The sequence below is a fragment of the Paraburkholderia ginsengiterrae genome, assembly GCF_001645125.1.
Lineage (GTDB): Bacteria > Pseudomonadota > Gammaproteobacteria > Burkholderiales > Burkholderiaceae > Paraburkholderia > Paraburkholderia ginsengiterrae.
On the sequence record NZ_LXKA01000143.1, the window covers coordinates 1 to 15,020 of the forward strand.

At 63.6% G+C, this 15,020-nt stretch carries 16 protein-coding genes; 6 read left to right on the forward strand and 10 right to left on the reverse strand.

Going from position 1 to position 15,020, the window contains the following annotated elements:
• Positions 1-78 precede the first annotated feature (78 nt).
• Both A6V37_RS11685 and A6V37_RS11690 read right to left on the reverse strand, forming a co-directional pair.
• A complete protein-coding gene (locus tag A6V37_RS11685) occupies positions 79-570 on the reverse strand; it encodes a hypothetical protein (protein WP_064267216.1) in 492 nt (163 codons plus the stop codon).
• A 147-nt stretch (positions 571-717) separates the two neighbouring features.
• Complete coding sequence (locus A6V37_RS11690; RefSeq protein ID WP_242665774.1) at positions 718-1,590, reverse strand: CHAD domain-containing protein; 873 nt, start codon at positions 1,588-1,590, stop codon at positions 718-720.
• A 713-nt stretch (positions 1,591-2,303) separates the two neighbouring features.
• Here A6V37_RS11690 and A6V37_RS11695 point away from each other — a divergent pair.
• The gene (locus A6V37_RS11695; RefSeq protein ID WP_064267217.1) at positions 2,304-2,555 is read left to right on the forward strand and encodes a hypothetical protein; all 252 of its coding nucleotides are present in this window, start codon (positions 2,304-2,306) and stop codon (positions 2,553-2,555) included.
• A gap of 51 nt (positions 2,556-2,606) precedes the next feature.
• Here A6V37_RS11695 and A6V37_RS11700 read toward each other — a convergent pair whose 3' ends face one another.
• From A6V37_RS11700 to A6V37_RS42795, 3 genes are all read right to left on the reverse strand, one after another.
• On the reverse strand, positions 2,607-2,855 hold the full coding sequence (locus A6V37_RS11700) for a hypothetical protein (RefSeq protein WP_064286020.1): 249 nt from the start codon (positions 2,853-2,855) through the stop codon (positions 2,607-2,609).
• A 76-nt stretch (positions 2,856-2,931) separates the two neighbouring features.
• Entirely contained in the window at positions 2,932-3,324 is a 393-nt protein-coding gene (locus A6V37_RS11705) for a hypothetical protein (protein WP_064267218.1), read from the reverse strand.
• A 44-nt stretch (positions 3,325-3,368) separates the two neighbouring features.
• The gene (locus A6V37_RS42795) at positions 3,369-3,491 is read right to left on the reverse strand and encodes a hypothetical protein (RefSeq protein WP_278185272.1); all 123 of its coding nucleotides are present in this window, start codon (positions 3,489-3,491) and stop codon (positions 3,369-3,371) included.
• Positions 3,492-4,043: 552 nt separating this feature from the next.
• On the opposite strand from A6V37_RS42795, the gene A6V37_RS11710 reads away from it, so the two are divergent.
• Positions 4,044-4,586 carry a cytochrome b gene (locus A6V37_RS11710; protein WP_064286001.1) on the forward strand — a complete coding sequence of 181 codons (543 nt, stop codon included), beginning with the start codon at positions 4,044-4,046 and terminating at the stop codon, positions 4,584-4,586.
• A gap of 22 nt (positions 4,587-4,608) precedes the next feature.
• On the opposite strand, the gene kdgR is transcribed toward A6V37_RS11710, so the two are convergent.
• The 3 genes from kdgR to kduI form a co-directional block, all read right to left on the reverse strand.
• Positions 4,609-5,523, reverse strand: a complete 915-nt coding sequence (gene kdgR / locus A6V37_RS11715) for a DNA-binding transcriptional regulator KdgR (protein WP_208607863.1) — start codon at positions 5,521-5,523, stop codon at positions 4,609-4,611.
• Positions 5,524-5,614: 91 nt separating this feature from the next.
• A complete protein-coding gene (kduD, locus tag A6V37_RS11720) occupies positions 5,615-6,385 on the reverse strand; it encodes a 2-dehydro-3-deoxy-D-gluconate 5-dehydrogenase KduD (protein WP_064267220.1) in 771 nt (256 codons plus the stop codon).
• A 40-nt stretch (positions 6,386-6,425) separates the two neighbouring features.
• The gene (gene kduI, locus A6V37_RS11725) at positions 6,426-7,262 is read right to left on the reverse strand and encodes a 5-dehydro-4-deoxy-D-glucuronate isomerase (RefSeq protein ID WP_064267221.1); all 837 of its coding nucleotides are present in this window, start codon (positions 7,260-7,262) and stop codon (positions 6,426-6,428) included.
• A gap of 314 nt (positions 7,263-7,576) precedes the next feature.
• Here kduI and kdgT point away from each other — a divergent pair, with 314 nt between their 5' ends.
• Positions 7,577-8,593, forward strand: a complete 1,017-nt coding sequence (gene kdgT / locus A6V37_RS11730; RefSeq protein ID WP_064286003.1) for a 2-keto-3-deoxygluconate transporter — start codon at positions 7,577-7,579, stop codon at positions 8,591-8,593.
• 87 nt (positions 8,594-8,680) lie between these two features.
• Here the strand turns inward: kdgT and A6V37_RS11735 are convergent, their stop codons facing one another.
• The gene (locus A6V37_RS11735) at positions 8,681-9,256 is read right to left on the reverse strand and encodes a GNAT family N-acetyltransferase (protein ID WP_064286004.1); all 576 of its coding nucleotides are present in this window, start codon (positions 9,254-9,256) and stop codon (positions 8,681-8,683) included.
• 137 nt (positions 9,257-9,393) lie between these two features.
• On the reverse strand, positions 9,394-10,839 hold the full coding sequence (locus A6V37_RS11740) for an NAD-dependent succinate-semialdehyde dehydrogenase (protein ID WP_064267224.1): 1,446 nt from the start codon (positions 10,837-10,839) through the stop codon (positions 9,394-9,396).
• Positions 10,840-11,269: 430 nt separating this feature from the next.
• Here A6V37_RS11740 and hpnJ point away from each other — a divergent pair, with 430 nt between their 5' ends.
• From hpnJ to A6V37_RS11755, 3 genes are all read left to right on the forward strand, one after another.
• Positions 11,270-12,691 (forward strand): hopanoid biosynthesis associated radical SAM protein HpnJ, encoded by a 1,422-nt coding sequence (gene hpnJ / locus A6V37_RS11745; RefSeq protein WP_064267225.1) that lies wholly within the window; start codon positions 11,270-11,272, stop codon positions 12,689-12,691.
• A complete protein-coding gene (gene hpnI / locus A6V37_RS11750) occupies positions 12,688-13,848 on the forward strand; it encodes a bacteriohopanetetrol glucosamine biosynthesis glycosyltransferase HpnI (protein ID WP_064286005.1) in 1,161 nt (386 codons plus the stop codon). The genes hpnJ and hpnI overlap by 4 nt, the downstream gene beginning before the upstream one ends.
• A 103-nt stretch (positions 13,849-13,951) precedes the next feature.
• Positions 13,952-15,001, forward strand: a complete 1,050-nt coding sequence (locus A6V37_RS11755) for a lysylphosphatidylglycerol synthase domain-containing protein (RefSeq protein ID WP_242665779.1) — start codon at positions 13,952-13,954, stop codon at positions 14,999-15,001.
• The last annotated feature ends 19 nt before the right edge of the window (positions 15,002-15,020 follow it).

The following is a 15,020-nucleotide window of genomic DNA, read 5'->3' on the forward strand; positions in this document are numbered from 1 at the left end:
GGCGCATTCAGGAAGCCGAAGGGGAAGGGGTGGCAGGGCCGCGGCCGGGGAGGCCGCTGCCCCCTAAAGGCGGTGGGTTTATTCCTGCGCCGGACGGCCCGTCTTCACGGCTTCCACCGACGAGACCGCGGCGACAAGGCGCTTGGGCGAGGCGGATTCAAGCATCAGCAGGCCGGCGCGCAACAGCTCGCTCTTCTTGACGGAGACGCCCGCTTCCAGGCACTTTTTCTTCAGGGCGGCTATTTTGTCGTAGTCGGATTTCGGCATGGTGAAGCTGTCGCGCACGACCTTGTCTTTCTTCGCACGCTTGGCCTTGACTTGCACCGGAGCGCTGGCCGGCGCCGTCTCGGCCGCGGCCGGGCGCTTCGCCTTCGCAACCTTTTCCGTGCTGGCAGGCTTCTTTGCTGTAGCTTTCTTTGCAGTCGACTTCTTCGCAGCGGACTTCTTTGCTGCCGGCTTCGTTTTCACCGGCGGTGCGATGGTCTTGTCGTCGTCAGACTCAGGAGCAGTTGAATTCTTCGGGAAGTGAAATGCTTTCTTGCTGGGTTTTTTGGTAATAGGTGCGTTCATATTGATCTCCGGGACACAAACGGTATAAACAGTATATACCGTTTGTGTCCAAAGTCTCCCCGGGGAGCGTGTGGGCCCATCGCCGTGTGCGCCCCGCCCAGCGCTGTTGACACGGCCGTTCTGACCCACGCGGGTTGCCGGCGGCAGTCAGTTAATTCCGATGCCGGGATACTCGTTGACGAGCATCCCGCTCATCGCACGCAGCAGCGTATCGACGCGTTGCCGCGAATCGTCCCTGGAACACTTCAGGCTGGTCATCGCGGCCTGCGCGGCAGCGTGTTCGCCAAGTCGACCGGCATGCGCCAGAAGCAACGCTTCACTCGTCACGATGTCATTGAGGGTTCCTAACTCATCCTGCAATCGTGTGAGCTGGACGACGCCTACCTCGCTCCCGCTATCGATCAACGGCGCGAAAAACTCCTGCAGGTAGCGCAGTTTCTTGCCTGCTATCCGGACGTCGTGAAGCGCGTCGTACTTCGGGGCAGGACCGGCAAGCACGCGCTTCAGCCTTTTTTGCAGCGCTTTCTGTGCCGCGGCAATCCGGTTGGCGGCGAAACTCGCGAGCGGTTCGTCGAAGGAGGCCGCGTCGAGTTGCTGCAGCACACTGGCGATCTGCTGTTGCAGTGTCGCGTCGACATTCGCGACCGCAATCGTTGCGCGGCTGCGCAATAGCGCATCGGCGCGCAAGGGCTCGATACGCTCGACGAGCGCAGCGAAAGCGCCCGGCATGAGGGTGTCGTCCGCCAGTAAGTGCTTCAGAATATCCCAGTCACGTGTTTGACCGACGGAGTCAGCCAGGGCCTTGAATTCGCACTGTTGCAGTTTTGCCTGCCGCCTGTCGATCAGCGGATCGTAAGCCCACCACAACGAACGCAGACGCCGCAGCGCAACCCGAAGCTTGTGGAGATGTTCGGGGTCGGCACTGGCCGCCAGGGTGCCGGCGCGCTGCGCCACCTGCGCGGCCAATGGCGCGGCCAGAGTCGAGAACGCCTGTGCTGGCGACATGCCGGGCAGCAACACCCCAGCCCGTTTGCCCTGACCGGCGAAGGCCTGTTCCGGTGCCGATGCAGCGTCATGCAGAGGTGGACTTGAGTTCATTGACAGGGCGCGGTGCGATTCCAGAACGGACGGACGTGCAAGCAGGTTGGCGCGTGTGTCGGATGGCATGGCGAAACAGCGGTCTTGATCCTACAACAGACAAATTTTTTGGGCCATACGCGGGAACGTGGGCCACCGGCGATTTGGTGCAACAGGCATCGTAAATGGCTGGCCGCTGATGTCGAACTGGACGGACGTGTGCGCGATTGCGCGGGTCGCGGCGCGCGCATTAGTGTGCTCAAAAAAGAGCATGGTGCAAAAAACGAACAAGGTAATCGTAAGCAATTGATGTTTAATCAATTGAGATTGACATCATGTTGGGGCGTTCGTTTTTTTAGAAGCTGGTCGATAACCGCGAACAACAGTCGGAAAACGCACCAGTCAGGGGCAACGCGATTATGTGGTCAGCTCCGAACAGTCGGTGACTGACTGTCAGGGGTAGGGCGGATTTCGCGCCAATCAGCGTGGCCGCCATTCGACAATCGATGAACCGCCGCCCTCCATTGTCGATTCCGGAACAGTGAATTCAGGATTGGCGGATTTATCCCGTCCCGCCGGACACCTACACTGCTTTCACAGCTGCATCACACGCAGCATGCGCAGGATGTGAAAGGACAATCTTTGGAGGTGGTTCCATGAAGTCGCTCATTAAAGCCGTTGCTATCGCCGCTGTTCTGGCCGCGCCAGTAGTGTCGTTTGCCCAGTCGTCGAATCAGTCCGCTTCGCAGGGCGCTCAGGCCGCGCAAGCGCAGACCCAAACTCAGCAAAACCCGGCTCAGGCCGACAACAGCGGTTTTGGTTCGGGCAGCCACGGCACGTCGCAAGCCGGCCGCGGTGGCGAGACGGTAGTCAGCTCCTACTCGCCGCCGATTTACAACGTGCGTTAAGCGCGTTGCAACATGCGCGGCGCTCAATGCGCCGCGCGAGCGGAATCTCTTCTAAGGCGTGCGCAACAGCGTCATCTCGTTGCGCAGCAGTGCCAGCAGGTCTTCATCAGTAGGCCGCGTGCCCCAATGGCGCGCCCCCGCCACCGACCCAATGGCGATCCACGAATGCGGTGGAAACCATTCGCGCAATAACGCCCCATCTTGCCGCAAACATAGTTGGCCGGTCTGCTCGCTGTATTCGGCGCAAACGACCGTGTCGTCGATATACGCCGTTACTCGTCTTGGATCGCTGCTTAGCAAATCGTCGCTCCTGCAAAAGGTGTGGCGCGAATGCGTGCGTGTCCGGGCCGCGTCATCGGCGCGGCCGGACCAGGCATCAATGGTCGCCGTGACCGTGATCGTCGCCATGCCAGCCGTGGTCGTGATCGTCACCATGGCCATGCCAGCCGTTGTCATGCCAGTCGCCGTGCGGACCACGCGCGTCATGCCATTCGCGATCGCGGTGGCGTTCTTCCCACTCGCGCCGCTCCCAGTAACGGTGGCCGTCGTAATAACGTTCGCCATACCAGCCCGGGCTTACCACAACCACCGGCGGCGCCGGAGCGTAGACCGGAGGCGGCGGTGCGTACACCGGGACAGGCGCAACAGCGACGCCTGGAATGCCGATGTTCACGCCCACATCGACGTGGGCCAGCGCGGCCGACGATGCGCCGATCCCAAGACCTGCGACGATCGCCATCGACAGCCAGCGGTTTCGTGAATTGTTCATGTTCTATTCTCGGGTTTTATGATTGAGTGTGGACAGGCGTGTGATCAGTAACGATCGTGATCGTGATAGTGGTAACCGTAGCCCCCGCCCTCCGGGACGACGATGCAGCCGCTCAATGCACTGCCGAGCGATACGGCCAAAATGACCAGCGCGAGAAGTTTTTTCATGGCGTTGCTCCCATGAGATTGCTCTCATAACCTTGTGACCCGAACTCTACTGAGAGGCTGCATTACCGGTGTGTTTGTGTGTAACAGGACGTGTCGCTGGCCACGCGTGCGGGCTCGTGACGCGTAACGCAGGGCCCGTGTACCGGCGCCTTATGAGGAGCCGGTGCGCGAACGGGAGGCAGGCGGGCAAGCTATTGAGCACGCAGCTGAAAAAACGCCCTCTACGAGCGTCGTGCCGGTCGCCGCGCGCGCAGCGGCGGGCGTAACCAGGGTCGGGAAGTGGGCGGCATGGCAATTCGCGGCAGTCATGCCTAACGGATACATTCAGTTGCAGACTAGGAGCGCCGCCGGTCGTGTTTGCACGATTCGGCACCCGAGCGGCGTATGCGCATGCGTATCCGTCTCAGGAATGAGCGAAAATGACCGCCGTTTCGCATCAGCTTTTCTTAAGATTTAATCCGTAGCATATTTCCGGTTTTGCGCCCGGTATTCCTGTGCGCCGACACAAACGCTGCTTTCTATCCACCACCGGACAACGGCCAAGAACCTCACATGACGACGCGTTCCAACGAATTCAGTGCGAGCCGCAACGCCGCGGGCTATGACGGCGTGGCAAAGTTTTTTCACTGGCTGGTGGTCCTGCTGATCGCCGCCCAGTTCGTGATCGGCTGGGTCATGCCGGATATCCACAAGGGCACGCGGCCCGATGGCTTGATCGCCTGGCATCTCGGCGTGGGTGCCGCGCTGATCGCCGCGGTATTGCTGAGAATAGTCTGGCGCCTCACGCACCGGCCCACGCCTGCGCCGCTATCGCCTTTGCTCAGCGCCGTGTCGCACATCACGCATGGGCTTCTCTATGTGACGCTGGTGGCCGTACCCGTACTCGGGTGGGCCAATGCGTCCTCGCGCGGCTGGTCGGTGAAGCTGTTTGGCGTGTTGCCTTATCCGGCCATCTCGCCGGTCGGTCACGCCATGGGCGACATCCACGGCGTTCTGGCCTGGGTGTTGTTCGCGCTGATCGCACTGCATATTGCCGGGGCGCTCTTTCATCGCTTCGTCCTGAAGGACCGGGTGCTGGAGCGGATGCTGCCTTGAACCGTCGGCGCGTCGGCGTGCGTCACTTTGCCCGGCCCTGTTCGGCGGGTAGAGGCGCCGGTGCTGCCGTAGTCGGCTCGCGATAACCGAGCCGCGTTGAGATCGCGAGACCCGCACGCGTGAGCAGCGTCACATAATGCGACTTCGTGTCGGCGCCGCAGCGCATGGTCGGAAACGAAATCGACAGGCCGGCGATCACGCGGCCGAAGCGGTCGAACACCGGCACCGCGAGACACTGCAGACCTTCTTCCTGTTCCTCGTTGTCCTCCCCGTAACCTTGCGCGCGCACACGCGGCAAGATGCTGAGCACCGCTTCGGCGGAGCTGAGCGATTTGGCCGTCGACTTGCGAAATTCCACGTGAGAGAGCACCTCGCGCGCGTCGGCCGGGTCCATCCACGCGAGCAGCACCTTGCCGATCGCCGTGCTGTGCAGCGGATTGCGGCGGCCGATGCGCGACTGCATGCGCAGCCCGTAATCGGCGTCGATCTTGTGGATGTAGATGATGGCGTCTTCATCGAATGCGCCGAGGTGGACCGCCTCGCGGGTCGCCTCGCCGATGCGGCGCATCTCGACGTCGGCTTCGCGCACGAGATCGACGCTTTCCAGCGCCTTCGCGCCGAGTTCGAATAAGCGGATCGTGAGCCGGTAGCGTTCGGTTTCGATTTCCTGCGTCACGTAGCCGAGCGCCTTGAGCGTCTGGATCACGCGGTGCACGGTTGTCTTCGACATGCCGAGCCGTTGCGACAATTCGCTGATGCCGATCTGTCCGCTGTCGCCGATCGCGCCGAGAATCGCGAAGACCCGGCCGATCGACGAGGCCGACTCACCCCGCTCATTGCCCCTTTCATTGCCTCGTTCATCGGCGCGCTCGTCAGCCATGCCGCCGCTGTCGGCGTGTTCCGCATCGTCCTTGCGATGTTTGCCCATTGCTGCCATTTCCGTCATCCCTGTTCGTGCGATCCCGCGATGCCAACGCGTGCGTTGGCGAGCCGCCGAGAGCATACCGTGCCGCGCGCGCTCTGCCGAGTCAGCGCGCGAGCCAGCCGCCGTCGACCGCCAGTGTATGCCCATGCACGTAGTCGGAAGCGGACGACGCAAGGAACACCACCGGTCCCGCGAGATCGTCCGGCGTGCCCCAGCGAGCCGCGGGAATGCGGCCGAGAATTTCCCCGTTGCGTCGCGTGTCGTCGCGCAGCGCCGCCGTGTTTGCCGTTGCCATGTAGCCCGGCGCGATCGCGTTCACGTTGATGCCGTGCGCCGCCCATTCGTTCGCGAGCAGGCGCGTGAGCCCGAGCACGCCGCTCTTCGACGCCGTGTACGAGGCGACCCGTATACCGCCCTGAAACGACAGCATCGACGCGACGTTGATGATCTTGCCGCCGCCTTGCTGCTTGACGAACTGCCGCGCGGCGGCCTGCGAGAGAAAGAAGAGGCTCTTCAGATTGACGTCCATGACGTCGTCCCAGTCGGCTTCGGTGAAATCGAGCGCATTGTCGCGGCGGATGATGCCGGCGTTGTTGACCAGCACGTCGATGCGGCCGAACGCTTCCACGGCCGCGCGTACGATGTCGCCGGCCGGCGCGGGCGAGCCGAGATCGGCGCGCACGTCCGCGAAACGGCGGCCGCTCGCCTCGACCCGCGCGGGCGTGTCGCCGGCGTCGGTGCGGCTCACGCCGACGATATCGCAACCGGCGGCGGCGAGCGCCACCGCCATGCCGGCGCCGAGTCCCGTATTGCTGCCGGTGACGATGGCGACGCGGCCGGTGAGGTCGAAGGGATTCACGGTATTCAGGCCCATGGCGCGCGCGAGGAGTGGTGGATGCAAAAGAAGCGGGCCATCAGCGCAGGTCCCGCACCGCGAGGTGATCCATGTCGCCGAACACCTGGTTTTCGCCGACCATGCCCCAGATGAACGTGTACGCCTGCGTGCCGACGCCCGAGTGAATCGACCAGCTCGGCGAGATCACGGCCTGCTCGTTGTGCACGAGGATATGCCGCGTCTCGTTCGGCTCGCCCATCATGTGGAAGACGGCGGCGTCGCCGGCAACGTTGAAATAGAAGTACACCTCCATGCGGCGCTCGTGCGTATGGCAGGGCATGGTGTTCCAGAGGCTGCCGGGTTCGAGTTTCGTCATGCCCATCGACAACTGGCAGGTGGGCAGCACCTCGGGAACGATGAACTTGTAGATGGTGCGGCGGTTGCTCGTGGCGGCGTCGCCGAGCGTTTGCGGCGCGGCCTGCGTGAGCGAGATCGTGCGGGTGGGGTAGGACGTGTGGGCCGGCGCGCAATTCAGGTAGAACTTCGCCGGGCGCGTGGCGTTGTCGCTGCCGAACGCGATCGCTTGCGCACCCTGGCCGATATAGATCGCCTCTTCGTTGCGCACGGTGTGGCGCGTGCCGTCCACGTCGACCCAGCCGTCGCCGCCGATGTTGATCGCGCCGAGTTCGCGCCGCTCGAGCAGCGTGTTCACGCCGATCGCCTTGCCGAGCGCGGCGGGCACCTCGACCGCGCGCACCACCGGGCACGCGCCGCCGACGATGATCCGGTCGATATGGCTATAGGTGAGTTTCAGCGCATCGGGCTCGAACACCTGCTCGACCAGAAACGCCTTGCGCAACCCCGCGGTATCCAGCGTCCTTGCATGATCGCTGCTGATGGCCTGTCTCACTTCCATGGTTCTTTCTCCAGGCGGTTGCGGCGGCATGTCGTCACGCGATGACAGCGCCGTTTCGGGCTCGACTGTAACGCAAAAATCAAATAGTGGAACGATGGTCCGAAAATATTGCACCGCCACACGATAGCTAGCAAGGCTTTGTGGTGTTGAAAGGGTAAACGATGAGCGAGATATGCGATTGAATCGGAACGACGTTCCTTTTCGGGTGCTATATTGCGCCGAAAGGGAGCAACCCGGCGCGAGAACGGGACATTACCCCCGGGGGAACCATCCGATTCCACCCGCTAACTGGACGCGAAGTCCATGGAGGAGGCATGAAGCTCAAGAAGGCCATCGACCGCATTCCTGGCGGCCTGATGCTGGTGCCGTTGCTGCTCGGCGCCTGTGTTCACACGTTCGCGCCGGGCGCGGGCAAGTACTTCGGGTCGTTCACCAATGGTTTGATCGCCGGCACCGTGCCGATTCTGGCGGTGTGGTTCTTCTGCATGGGCGCGACGATCAACCTGCGCGCGACCGGCACGGTGCTGCGCAAGTCGGGCACGCTGCTGGTGACCAAAATGGCGGTGGCGTGGATAGCGACGCTGATCGCCTCGCATTTCATTCCCGTCGACGGCATCAAGGCGGGGCTCTTCGCGGGTCTCTCGGTGCTGGCGATCACGACCTCGATGGACATGACCAACGGCGGTCTCTATGCGGCCGTGATGCAGCAATACGGCAGCAAGGAGGAGGCGGGCGCGTTCGTGCTGATGTCGGTCGAATCGGGCCCGCTCGTCAGCATGATCATTCTCGGCGCGGCGGGTGTGGCGTTCTTCGAGCCGCGACTGTTCGTCGGCGCGGTGCTGCCGTTCCTGATCGGCTTCACGCTGGGCAATATCGACAGCGATCTGCGCGAGTTCTTCGGACGCTGCGTGCATCCGCTGATTCCGTTTTTCGGCTTCGCGCTCGGCAACGGCATCGACCTGAACGTGATTGTGAAGAGCGGCATTCCGGGCGTCGTGCTCGGCCTCGCGGTGATCGTCGTGACGGGCATTCCGCTGATTCTCGCCGACCGCTGGATCGCCGGGGGTAATGGGGCGGCGGGGCTGGCGGCATCGTCGACGGCGGGCGCCGCGGTGGCGAATCCGGCGATCATTGGCGAGATGATTCCGAGCTTCAAGCCACTGGTGCCGGCGGCGACGGCGATGGTGGCGACGTCCTGTCTCGTGACGGCGATTCTGGTGCCGATTCTCACCGCGCTGTGGGTGCGCCGGCATAACGCGCGTGATGTGCTGCGCGAAGAACCGGCTGGGGTGGCGGCGGCGCCGCTCAACGAGCGGGACGTGCATGTTTGAGAAGGCCGGGTGAGGCGGGCGCGGCGTGGTGGGTCGGCTTGTCAGCGTATCTCGGGGAAGCGCCAGCCGTGAATCACGGACGGCATATCACCGCGCCAGCTTGTCTTCCAGCATCGCCTTCACCTCGGGCCATTCATCGTCGATGATGCTAAAGCGCACCGAATTGCGCTTGCGTCCGTCCGGCATGATCCGCTCGTGCCGGACCACGCCTTCCAGCTTCGCGCCGATCCGCTGAATCGCGGCGCGCGATTTCTCGTTGAGTTCGTCCGTGGTGAACTGCACGCGCACGCATTGCATGACGTCGAATGCGTGGCACAGCAGCAGATACTTCGCCTCGGTGTTCACCGCCGAGCGCTGTACCGATTCGCTCAACCACGTGTGGCCGATCTCCAGCTTGCGATTTGCCCGGTCGATTTTCCAGAACCGCGTACTGCCGACTATCGCACCGGTATCGCGCCGCACGATCACGAACGGCATCACGGTGCCAGCCGCACGGCCGTCCAGTGCGGCCGCGATATAGCCGCCGATGGTGTCCGGTCCCGGCACGACGGTCAGCTTCATGTTCCAGAGTTGCCCGTCCGCGGCGGCGTCGAGCAAACCTTGCGCGTCGTCCAATTGAAGCGGCCTGAGCTCCACGGTCTTGCCGGTCAGTGTGGGTTGCATGGGTCAACGTTAATTTACGGGTCGTCAGAATGAAAAAGGGTCCGCGAGCGGCAGCTCGCGGACCCGGTGCGGATACGGCAGGAATCGCCGGCGGCTCAATAATTCAGGAACTCAGGAGCGCGCCGCCGCAATCCGCCTTAAACCGCGGTCACCGACACCGACTTGGTCACCAGATAAGCTTCCATCGCTTCCGGTCCGCCTTCCGAGCCGTAGCCGGAGTCCTTCACGCCGCCAAACGGCATTTCCGGCCAAGGCGTAGCCGGCTGGTTGATCCACAGCATGCCGACTTCCAGTTGCTGCGACAGCAGATGCACGTTGCTGAACGACTTCGTGAACGCATAGCCCGCGAGGCCGAACGGCAGACGGTTGGATTCGGCGATCGCCTCCTCGAGCTTGTCGAAGCCGCGAATCGCGGCGATCGGGCCGAACGGCTCGTTGTTGAACACGTCCGCTTCGAGCGACACGTTGGTCAGCACGGTCGGCGCGAAAAAGTTGCCCTCCGAGCCCACCCGCTCGCCACCCGTCGCGACCGTGGCGCCGGTCTTGCGCGCATCGTCCAGCACCTTGCTCATCGCCGTGAGGCGGCGCGCGTTGGCGAGCGGCCCGAGCGTCGTGCCCTCGGCGAGGCCGTCACCCAGCTTGAGGCTTTCAGCATGCTTGACGAGCGCCGCGGCGAATTCCTCGCGGATGCTGTTGTGCACCAGGAAACGCGTCGGCGAGATGCAGACCTGGCCCGCATTGCGGAATTTCGCGCCGCCGGCCGCCTTAACGGCGAGGGCCACGTCGGCGTCTTCAGCCACGATCACCGGCGCATGGCCGCCCAGTTCCATCGTCGCGCGCTTCATGTGCGTACCGGCCAGCGCCGCCAGCTGCTTGCCGACCGGCGTCGAGCCGGTAAACGTCACCTTGCGGATCACCGGATGCGGGATCAGGTAGCCGGAAATCTCCGCCGGGTCGCCGTACACGAGGCCGACCGTGCCCGCCGGCACGCCCGCTTCGACGAACGCCTGCAGCAGCGCCGCCGGCGACGCCGGGGTTTCTTCCGGGGCCTTGACGAGGAACGAGCAGCCGCAGGCGAGCGCCGCGCTCAGCTTGCGCACCACCTGGTTGACCGGGAAGTTCCACGGCGTGAACGCCGCCACCGGGCCGATCGGCTCCTTGAGCACCTGCTGGTGGACCGCCAGGTTGCGCGACGGCACGACCCGGCCGTAGACACGGCGGCCCTCGTCGGCGAACCATTCGATGATATCGGCCGCCGACAGCACTTCCACGCGTGCTTCGGCAAACGGCTTGCCCTGTTCGAGCGTCATCAGCCGGGCGATGTCCGAGGCGCGCTCGCGCACCAGCGCGGCGGCCTTGCGCATGGTGGTGGCTCGCTCGTTGGCGGGCACCTTGCGCCAGGCCTCGAAGCCGCGCTGCGCGGCGGCCAGCGCCCGGTCCAGATCCGCAATGCCGGCATGCGCCACCTTGCCGATCGCCTGGCCGGTGGCGGGGTTGATGACGTCGAGGGTCTTGCCGCTGGCTGCGTCGCACCATTCGCCGTTGATCAGAAGTCGCGTATCTGTATAGTTCGAGGTGGCCATGCTGGGGTTTCCTGTAGGTGGGAAAGACAGAAAAGGCAGGCCGCGCGGTCTTGAATCATTGGGCTGGGCCCGCGCGGCCATGGATGGACTGCCGATACCAATTATCTTATCTGATTGTGGGCGAGCGCACCGGCGGGCGGCGCTGCAATGGTGCGCGGCATGCGTTATGCTTGCGGGGCGTCGCGGCGGCGAATCTGCGTTGATTCGGCTGCCGGTGCGCACTTTCACACTCTTGACATGAAAGGCGGGGTGAGATTCGTGCAGGCGATTTCCGCGCAGCGGAGCCGCAGGTTACCGAGTATTTTTCTTAAGGTTTCCTTCAGCTTTGCTCCGTAGTATCTGCGCGATTACCTGCATCCTCGCGGGCAAGAGTTCCAATAGTTTTTGACAGAGAACTGAAAGCGCCGATTAAAGGCTTGCTGGAGCATCCATGAAAACCCTGTTCTTGCAGGCGCCGTCGTACGACGGCTTCGATGGTGGCGCGGGTTCGCGCTATCAGGCCAAGCGTGAAGTCCGCTCATTCTGGTATCCCACGTGGCTCGCGCAGCCCGCCGCACTGGTACCCGACAGCCGTGTACTCGACGCCCCCGCCGACGGACTGTCCGTCGAAGCCACGCTCGATATTGCGCAGCAATATGATCTGGTGGTCATCCACACCAGCACCCCGTCTTTCCCCACCGACGCACTGTTTGCCGAAGACCTGAAAAAGCGCAAGGCATCGCTGCTGGTCGGCATGGTCGGCGCGAAGGTCGCGGTCGACCCGCACAACTCGCTCACCGCGAGCGAGGCGATCGACTTCGTCTGCCGCGAGGAATTCGACTTCACCTGCCAGGAAGTTGCCGAAGGCAAACCGCTCGCGCAGATCAAGGGTCTTAGCTACCGCGCGGCCGACGGTTCGATCGAGCACAACGAAGCGCGTCCGATCCTCGAGAACATGGACGAGCTGCCGTTCGTCGCGCCGGTGTACAAGCGCGACCTGACGATCAACAACTACTTCATCGGCTACCTGAAGCACCCGTACGTGTCGATCTACACGGGCCGCGGCTGCCGCTCCAAGTGCACCTTCTGCCTGTGGCCGCAAACCGTGGGCGGGCACCGCTACCGTACGCGCTCGGTCGAGAACGTGCTGGAAGAAGTGAAGTGGATTCGCGACAACATGCCTGAAGTCAAGGAGATCATGTTCGACGACGACACCTTCACCGACTTCAAGCCGCGCGTCGAGGAAATTGCCCGCGGCCTGGGCAAGCTCGGCGTGACGTGGTCGTGCAACGCGAAGGCGAACGTGCCGTACTCCACGCTGAAGATCATGAAGGAAAACGGCCTGCGCCTGCTGCTGGTCGGCTACGAATCCGGCGACGACCAGATCCTGCTGAACATCAAGAAGGGCCTGCGCACGGATATCGCGCGCCGCTTCAGCGACGACTGCCGCAAGCTCGGCATCAAGATTCACGGCACCTTCATTCTCGGTCTGCCGGGCGAAACGCAGGACACGATCCAGAAGACCATCGAGTACGCGAAAGAGATCAATCCGCACACCATCCAGGTTTCGCTCGCCGCGCCGTACCCCGGCACGACGCTCTACAACCAGGCGGTGGAAAACGGCTGGCTCGAAGAGAACAAGGTGATCAACCTCGTCAGCAAGGAAGGCGTGCAGCTCGCGGCGATCGGCTATCCGCATCTGTCGCGCGACGAGATCTATCATCAGCTCGAGAACTTCTACAAGCGGTTCTATTTCCGCCCGTCGAAGATCTGGGAAATCCTCCGCGAGATGTTGACGAGCTGGGACATGATGAAACGGCGTCTGCGTGAAGGCGTCGAGTTTTTCCGCTTCCTGCGCGCTCACCAAGCGTGAACGCCGCGCACCTGCTCGCCGTCACGCTAGCCTATGCGTGCGCGGCGGGCGCCATTTTCGGCATCGGTTACACCCTGCTCGCGAGTGTGCTGATCGGACGGTTCTTCGCGCGCCCGGTGTCCGAGCCGACCAGCTTTCCGCCGGTTACGATCCTCAAGCCGTTGCACGGCAATGAATGGGCGTTGCTCGACAATCTGTCGAGCTTCTGCCGGCAGGATTACCCCGGGCCTGTACAGTTCGTGTTTGGCGTGCACGACTCGGCCGATCCCGCGCTGCAAACCGTCGACGATCTGCGGCGGCTCTTTCCCGAAGCGGACATCACCGTGGTCGCGGATGCGCGTCTGTACGGTCCGAACCGCAAGATCAGCAATATCCTCAATATGCTTCCGCAAGCGCGGCACGACGTGCTGGCGTTTGCCGACAGCGACGTGAGCGTCGCGCCGAACTATCTGCGTAACGTGATCGGCGAATTGCAGAAGCCCGGCGTGGGGCTCGTCACCTGCGTGTACCGTGGGCAGCCCGATCCGGGTTTCTGGCCGCGCCTGTCGGCCAAGGCCACCAACTATCAATTCCTGCCCGGCGTCGTGACCGGTCTCGCGCTCGGACTCGCGCGGCCGTGCTTCGGGCAGACCATCGTGATGCGGCGCGATACGTTCGAAAAAATCGGCGGCTTTACGCCGTTCGTGCGGCACCTGGCCGAGGATCACGCAATCGGCGAAGCGGTGCGCATGGTTGGCGAGAAGGTGGCGATTCCGCCGTTCACGATCTCGCATGCCTGCGTCGAAGCGAGCGCGAGGCAATTGATCGCGCATGAACTGCGGTGGAGCCGCACGATCCGCAGTATCGATCCGCTCGGCCATCTCGGCTCGGCGTTGATTCATCCCCTCGCGTTTGCCTCGCTCGCCGTGCTGTTTTCCGGTGGTGCTTGGTGGGCGTGTGCGCTCGCGCTGACGGCCATGTGCGCGCGGCTCGCGCTCAAGGTACTGTCCGACCGCGCGTTGCGGCAGGCGCACCGCGACCTGTGGCTGCTGCCGTTGTGGGATATCGTATCGTTCGCGATTTTTGTCGCGAGCTTCCGGTCGTCGCGTGTCATCTGGCGCGGCTTCAGCTTCAAGGTGGACGGCGACGGTCTGTTGTCGGCGGCGCAGGACGAATGACGAATAAAGGGCAGTCTGGATCGGTAATGATGGGCAAGTTTTCCAACGAAAGCATTGAAGGCCGGGCAACCGGCACGGAGCGCACGTACGAGGTGGCAGCGTGATGAAGCATCTCGGCCGTTTCGCCGCGCTCGCCGGCTTGCTGGCGTCGCTCTGGCTCGTCTGGCAGGACAATCCTGGCGCGGTGCTCGACGCGCTGCGGGCAGCCGGCGCGGGCCTCCTGCTGGCCGCACTGGCGCACGTGCTGCCCATGCTCGCCAACGCCTGCGACTGGCGCTCGCTGATTCGCGGCGCGAACCGGCCCAGCGTGCTCAGGATGCTGCACCTGGTGTGGGTGCGCGAGTCGGTCAATTGCATGTTGCCGGTGGCGCGCATCGGCGGCGAGGTGGTGTCGTTCCGCATGCTCAAGCGTTGGGGCGTGCGGCCGTCCACGGCGGTAGGCAGCATCATCGTCGATATGCAGCTTACGGTGATCAGCCAGCTGCTCTTCACCATGGTCGGCATCGGCTTTCTGTTCGCGCATGCGCACTCCGGCACGCTGCGGCTGGCCGGTCAGCTGGCGTGGGGCGTGGTGGTGCTCACGCCGCTCCTCGTGCTGTTCGCACTCGTGCAGCACGCAAGCCCGTTCGAGCGCATGACGCGCGCCCTCAATCACATCACGAGCGGCAAGCTCGCCGCACTTGTCGGCCAGTCGGCGCAGATCGATCAGTCCATCAAGCTGATCTGGCGCCGGCGTGGCCCGATACTGCGCTATCTGTTCTTCTGGCAGCCGCTGCAGTGTTTCCTCACGTCGCTGGAAATCTGGATCGCGCTGTATTTTCTCGGCGTGCACGTCACGCTGGTCGAAGCTGTCGTGATTGAGTCGCTGATCCAGGCGATCAGCAGCGCGGCGTTCTTCGTGCCGGGCGGCCTCGGGGTGCAGGAAGGCGGCTTCATTCTGATCGGCGGCGCGCTGGGCATCGATCCGGCCACCTGTCTCGCACTGGCCGGCGCGCGGCGTATTCGCGATCTGGTGATGTTCGTGCCGGGGCTCGTGGCGTGGCAGTTCGCCGAGTCGCCGAATCGCCTGCACAAGCGCGGCAAGCACGACGAGCGGGCAGGGCGCGTGGCGCTCGCCGAGGGTTCAGTCGTGGGCGATACGGGCCAGCGCTAAGGGACAGCACATATGCGCC

What these genes read in the sequence shown, in the direction of transcription:
- A6V37_RS11685 (WP_064267216.1), bottom strand. Translation starts at nt 570, where the DNA reads ATGAACGCACCTATTACCAAAAAACCCAGCAAGAAAGCATTTCACTTC.
- A6V37_RS11695 (WP_064267217.1), top strand. Translation starts at nt 2,304, where the DNA reads ATGAAGTCGCTCATTAAAGCCGTTGCTATCGCCGCTGTTCTGGCCGCG.
- A6V37_RS11705 (WP_064267218.1), bottom strand. Translation starts at nt 3,324, where the DNA reads ATGAACAATTCACGAAACCGCTGGCTGTCGATGGCGATCGTCGCAGGT.
- A6V37_RS42795 (WP_278185272.1), bottom strand. Translation starts at nt 3,491, where the DNA reads ATGAAAAAACTTCTCGCGCTGGTCATTTTGGCCGTATCGCTCGGCAGT.
- A6V37_RS11710 (WP_064286001.1), top strand. Translation starts at nt 4,044, where the DNA reads ATGACGACGCGTTCCAACGAATTCAGTGCGAGCCGCAACGCCGCGGGC.
- kdgR (WP_208607863.1), bottom strand. Translation starts at nt 5,523, where the DNA reads ATGGCAGCAATGGGCAAACATCGCAAGGACGATGCGGAACACGCCGAC.
- kduD (WP_064267220.1), bottom strand. Translation starts at nt 6,385, where the DNA reads ATGGGCCTGAATACCGTGAATCCCTTCGACCTCACCGGCCGCGTCGCC.
- kduI (WP_064267221.1), bottom strand. Translation starts at nt 7,262, where the DNA reads ATGGAAGTGAGACAGGCCATCAGCAGCGATCATGCAAGGACGCTGGAT.
- kdgT (WP_064286003.1), top strand. Translation starts at nt 7,577, where the DNA reads ATGAAGCTCAAGAAGGCCATCGACCGCATTCCTGGCGGCCTGATGCTG.
- A6V37_RS11735 (WP_064286004.1), bottom strand. Translation starts at nt 9,256, where the DNA reads ATGCAACCCACACTGACCGGCAAGACCGTGGAGCTCAGGCCGCTTCAA.
- A6V37_RS11740 (WP_064267224.1), bottom strand. Translation starts at nt 10,839, where the DNA reads ATGGCCACCTCGAACTATACAGATACGCGACTTCTGATCAACGGCGAA.
- hpnJ (WP_064267225.1), top strand. Translation starts at nt 11,270, where the DNA reads ATGAAAACCCTGTTCTTGCAGGCGCCGTCGTACGACGGCTTCGATGGT.
- A6V37_RS11755 (WP_242665779.1), top strand. Translation starts at nt 13,952, where the DNA reads ATGAAGCATCTCGGCCGTTTCGCCGCGCTCGCCGGCTTGCTGGCGTCG.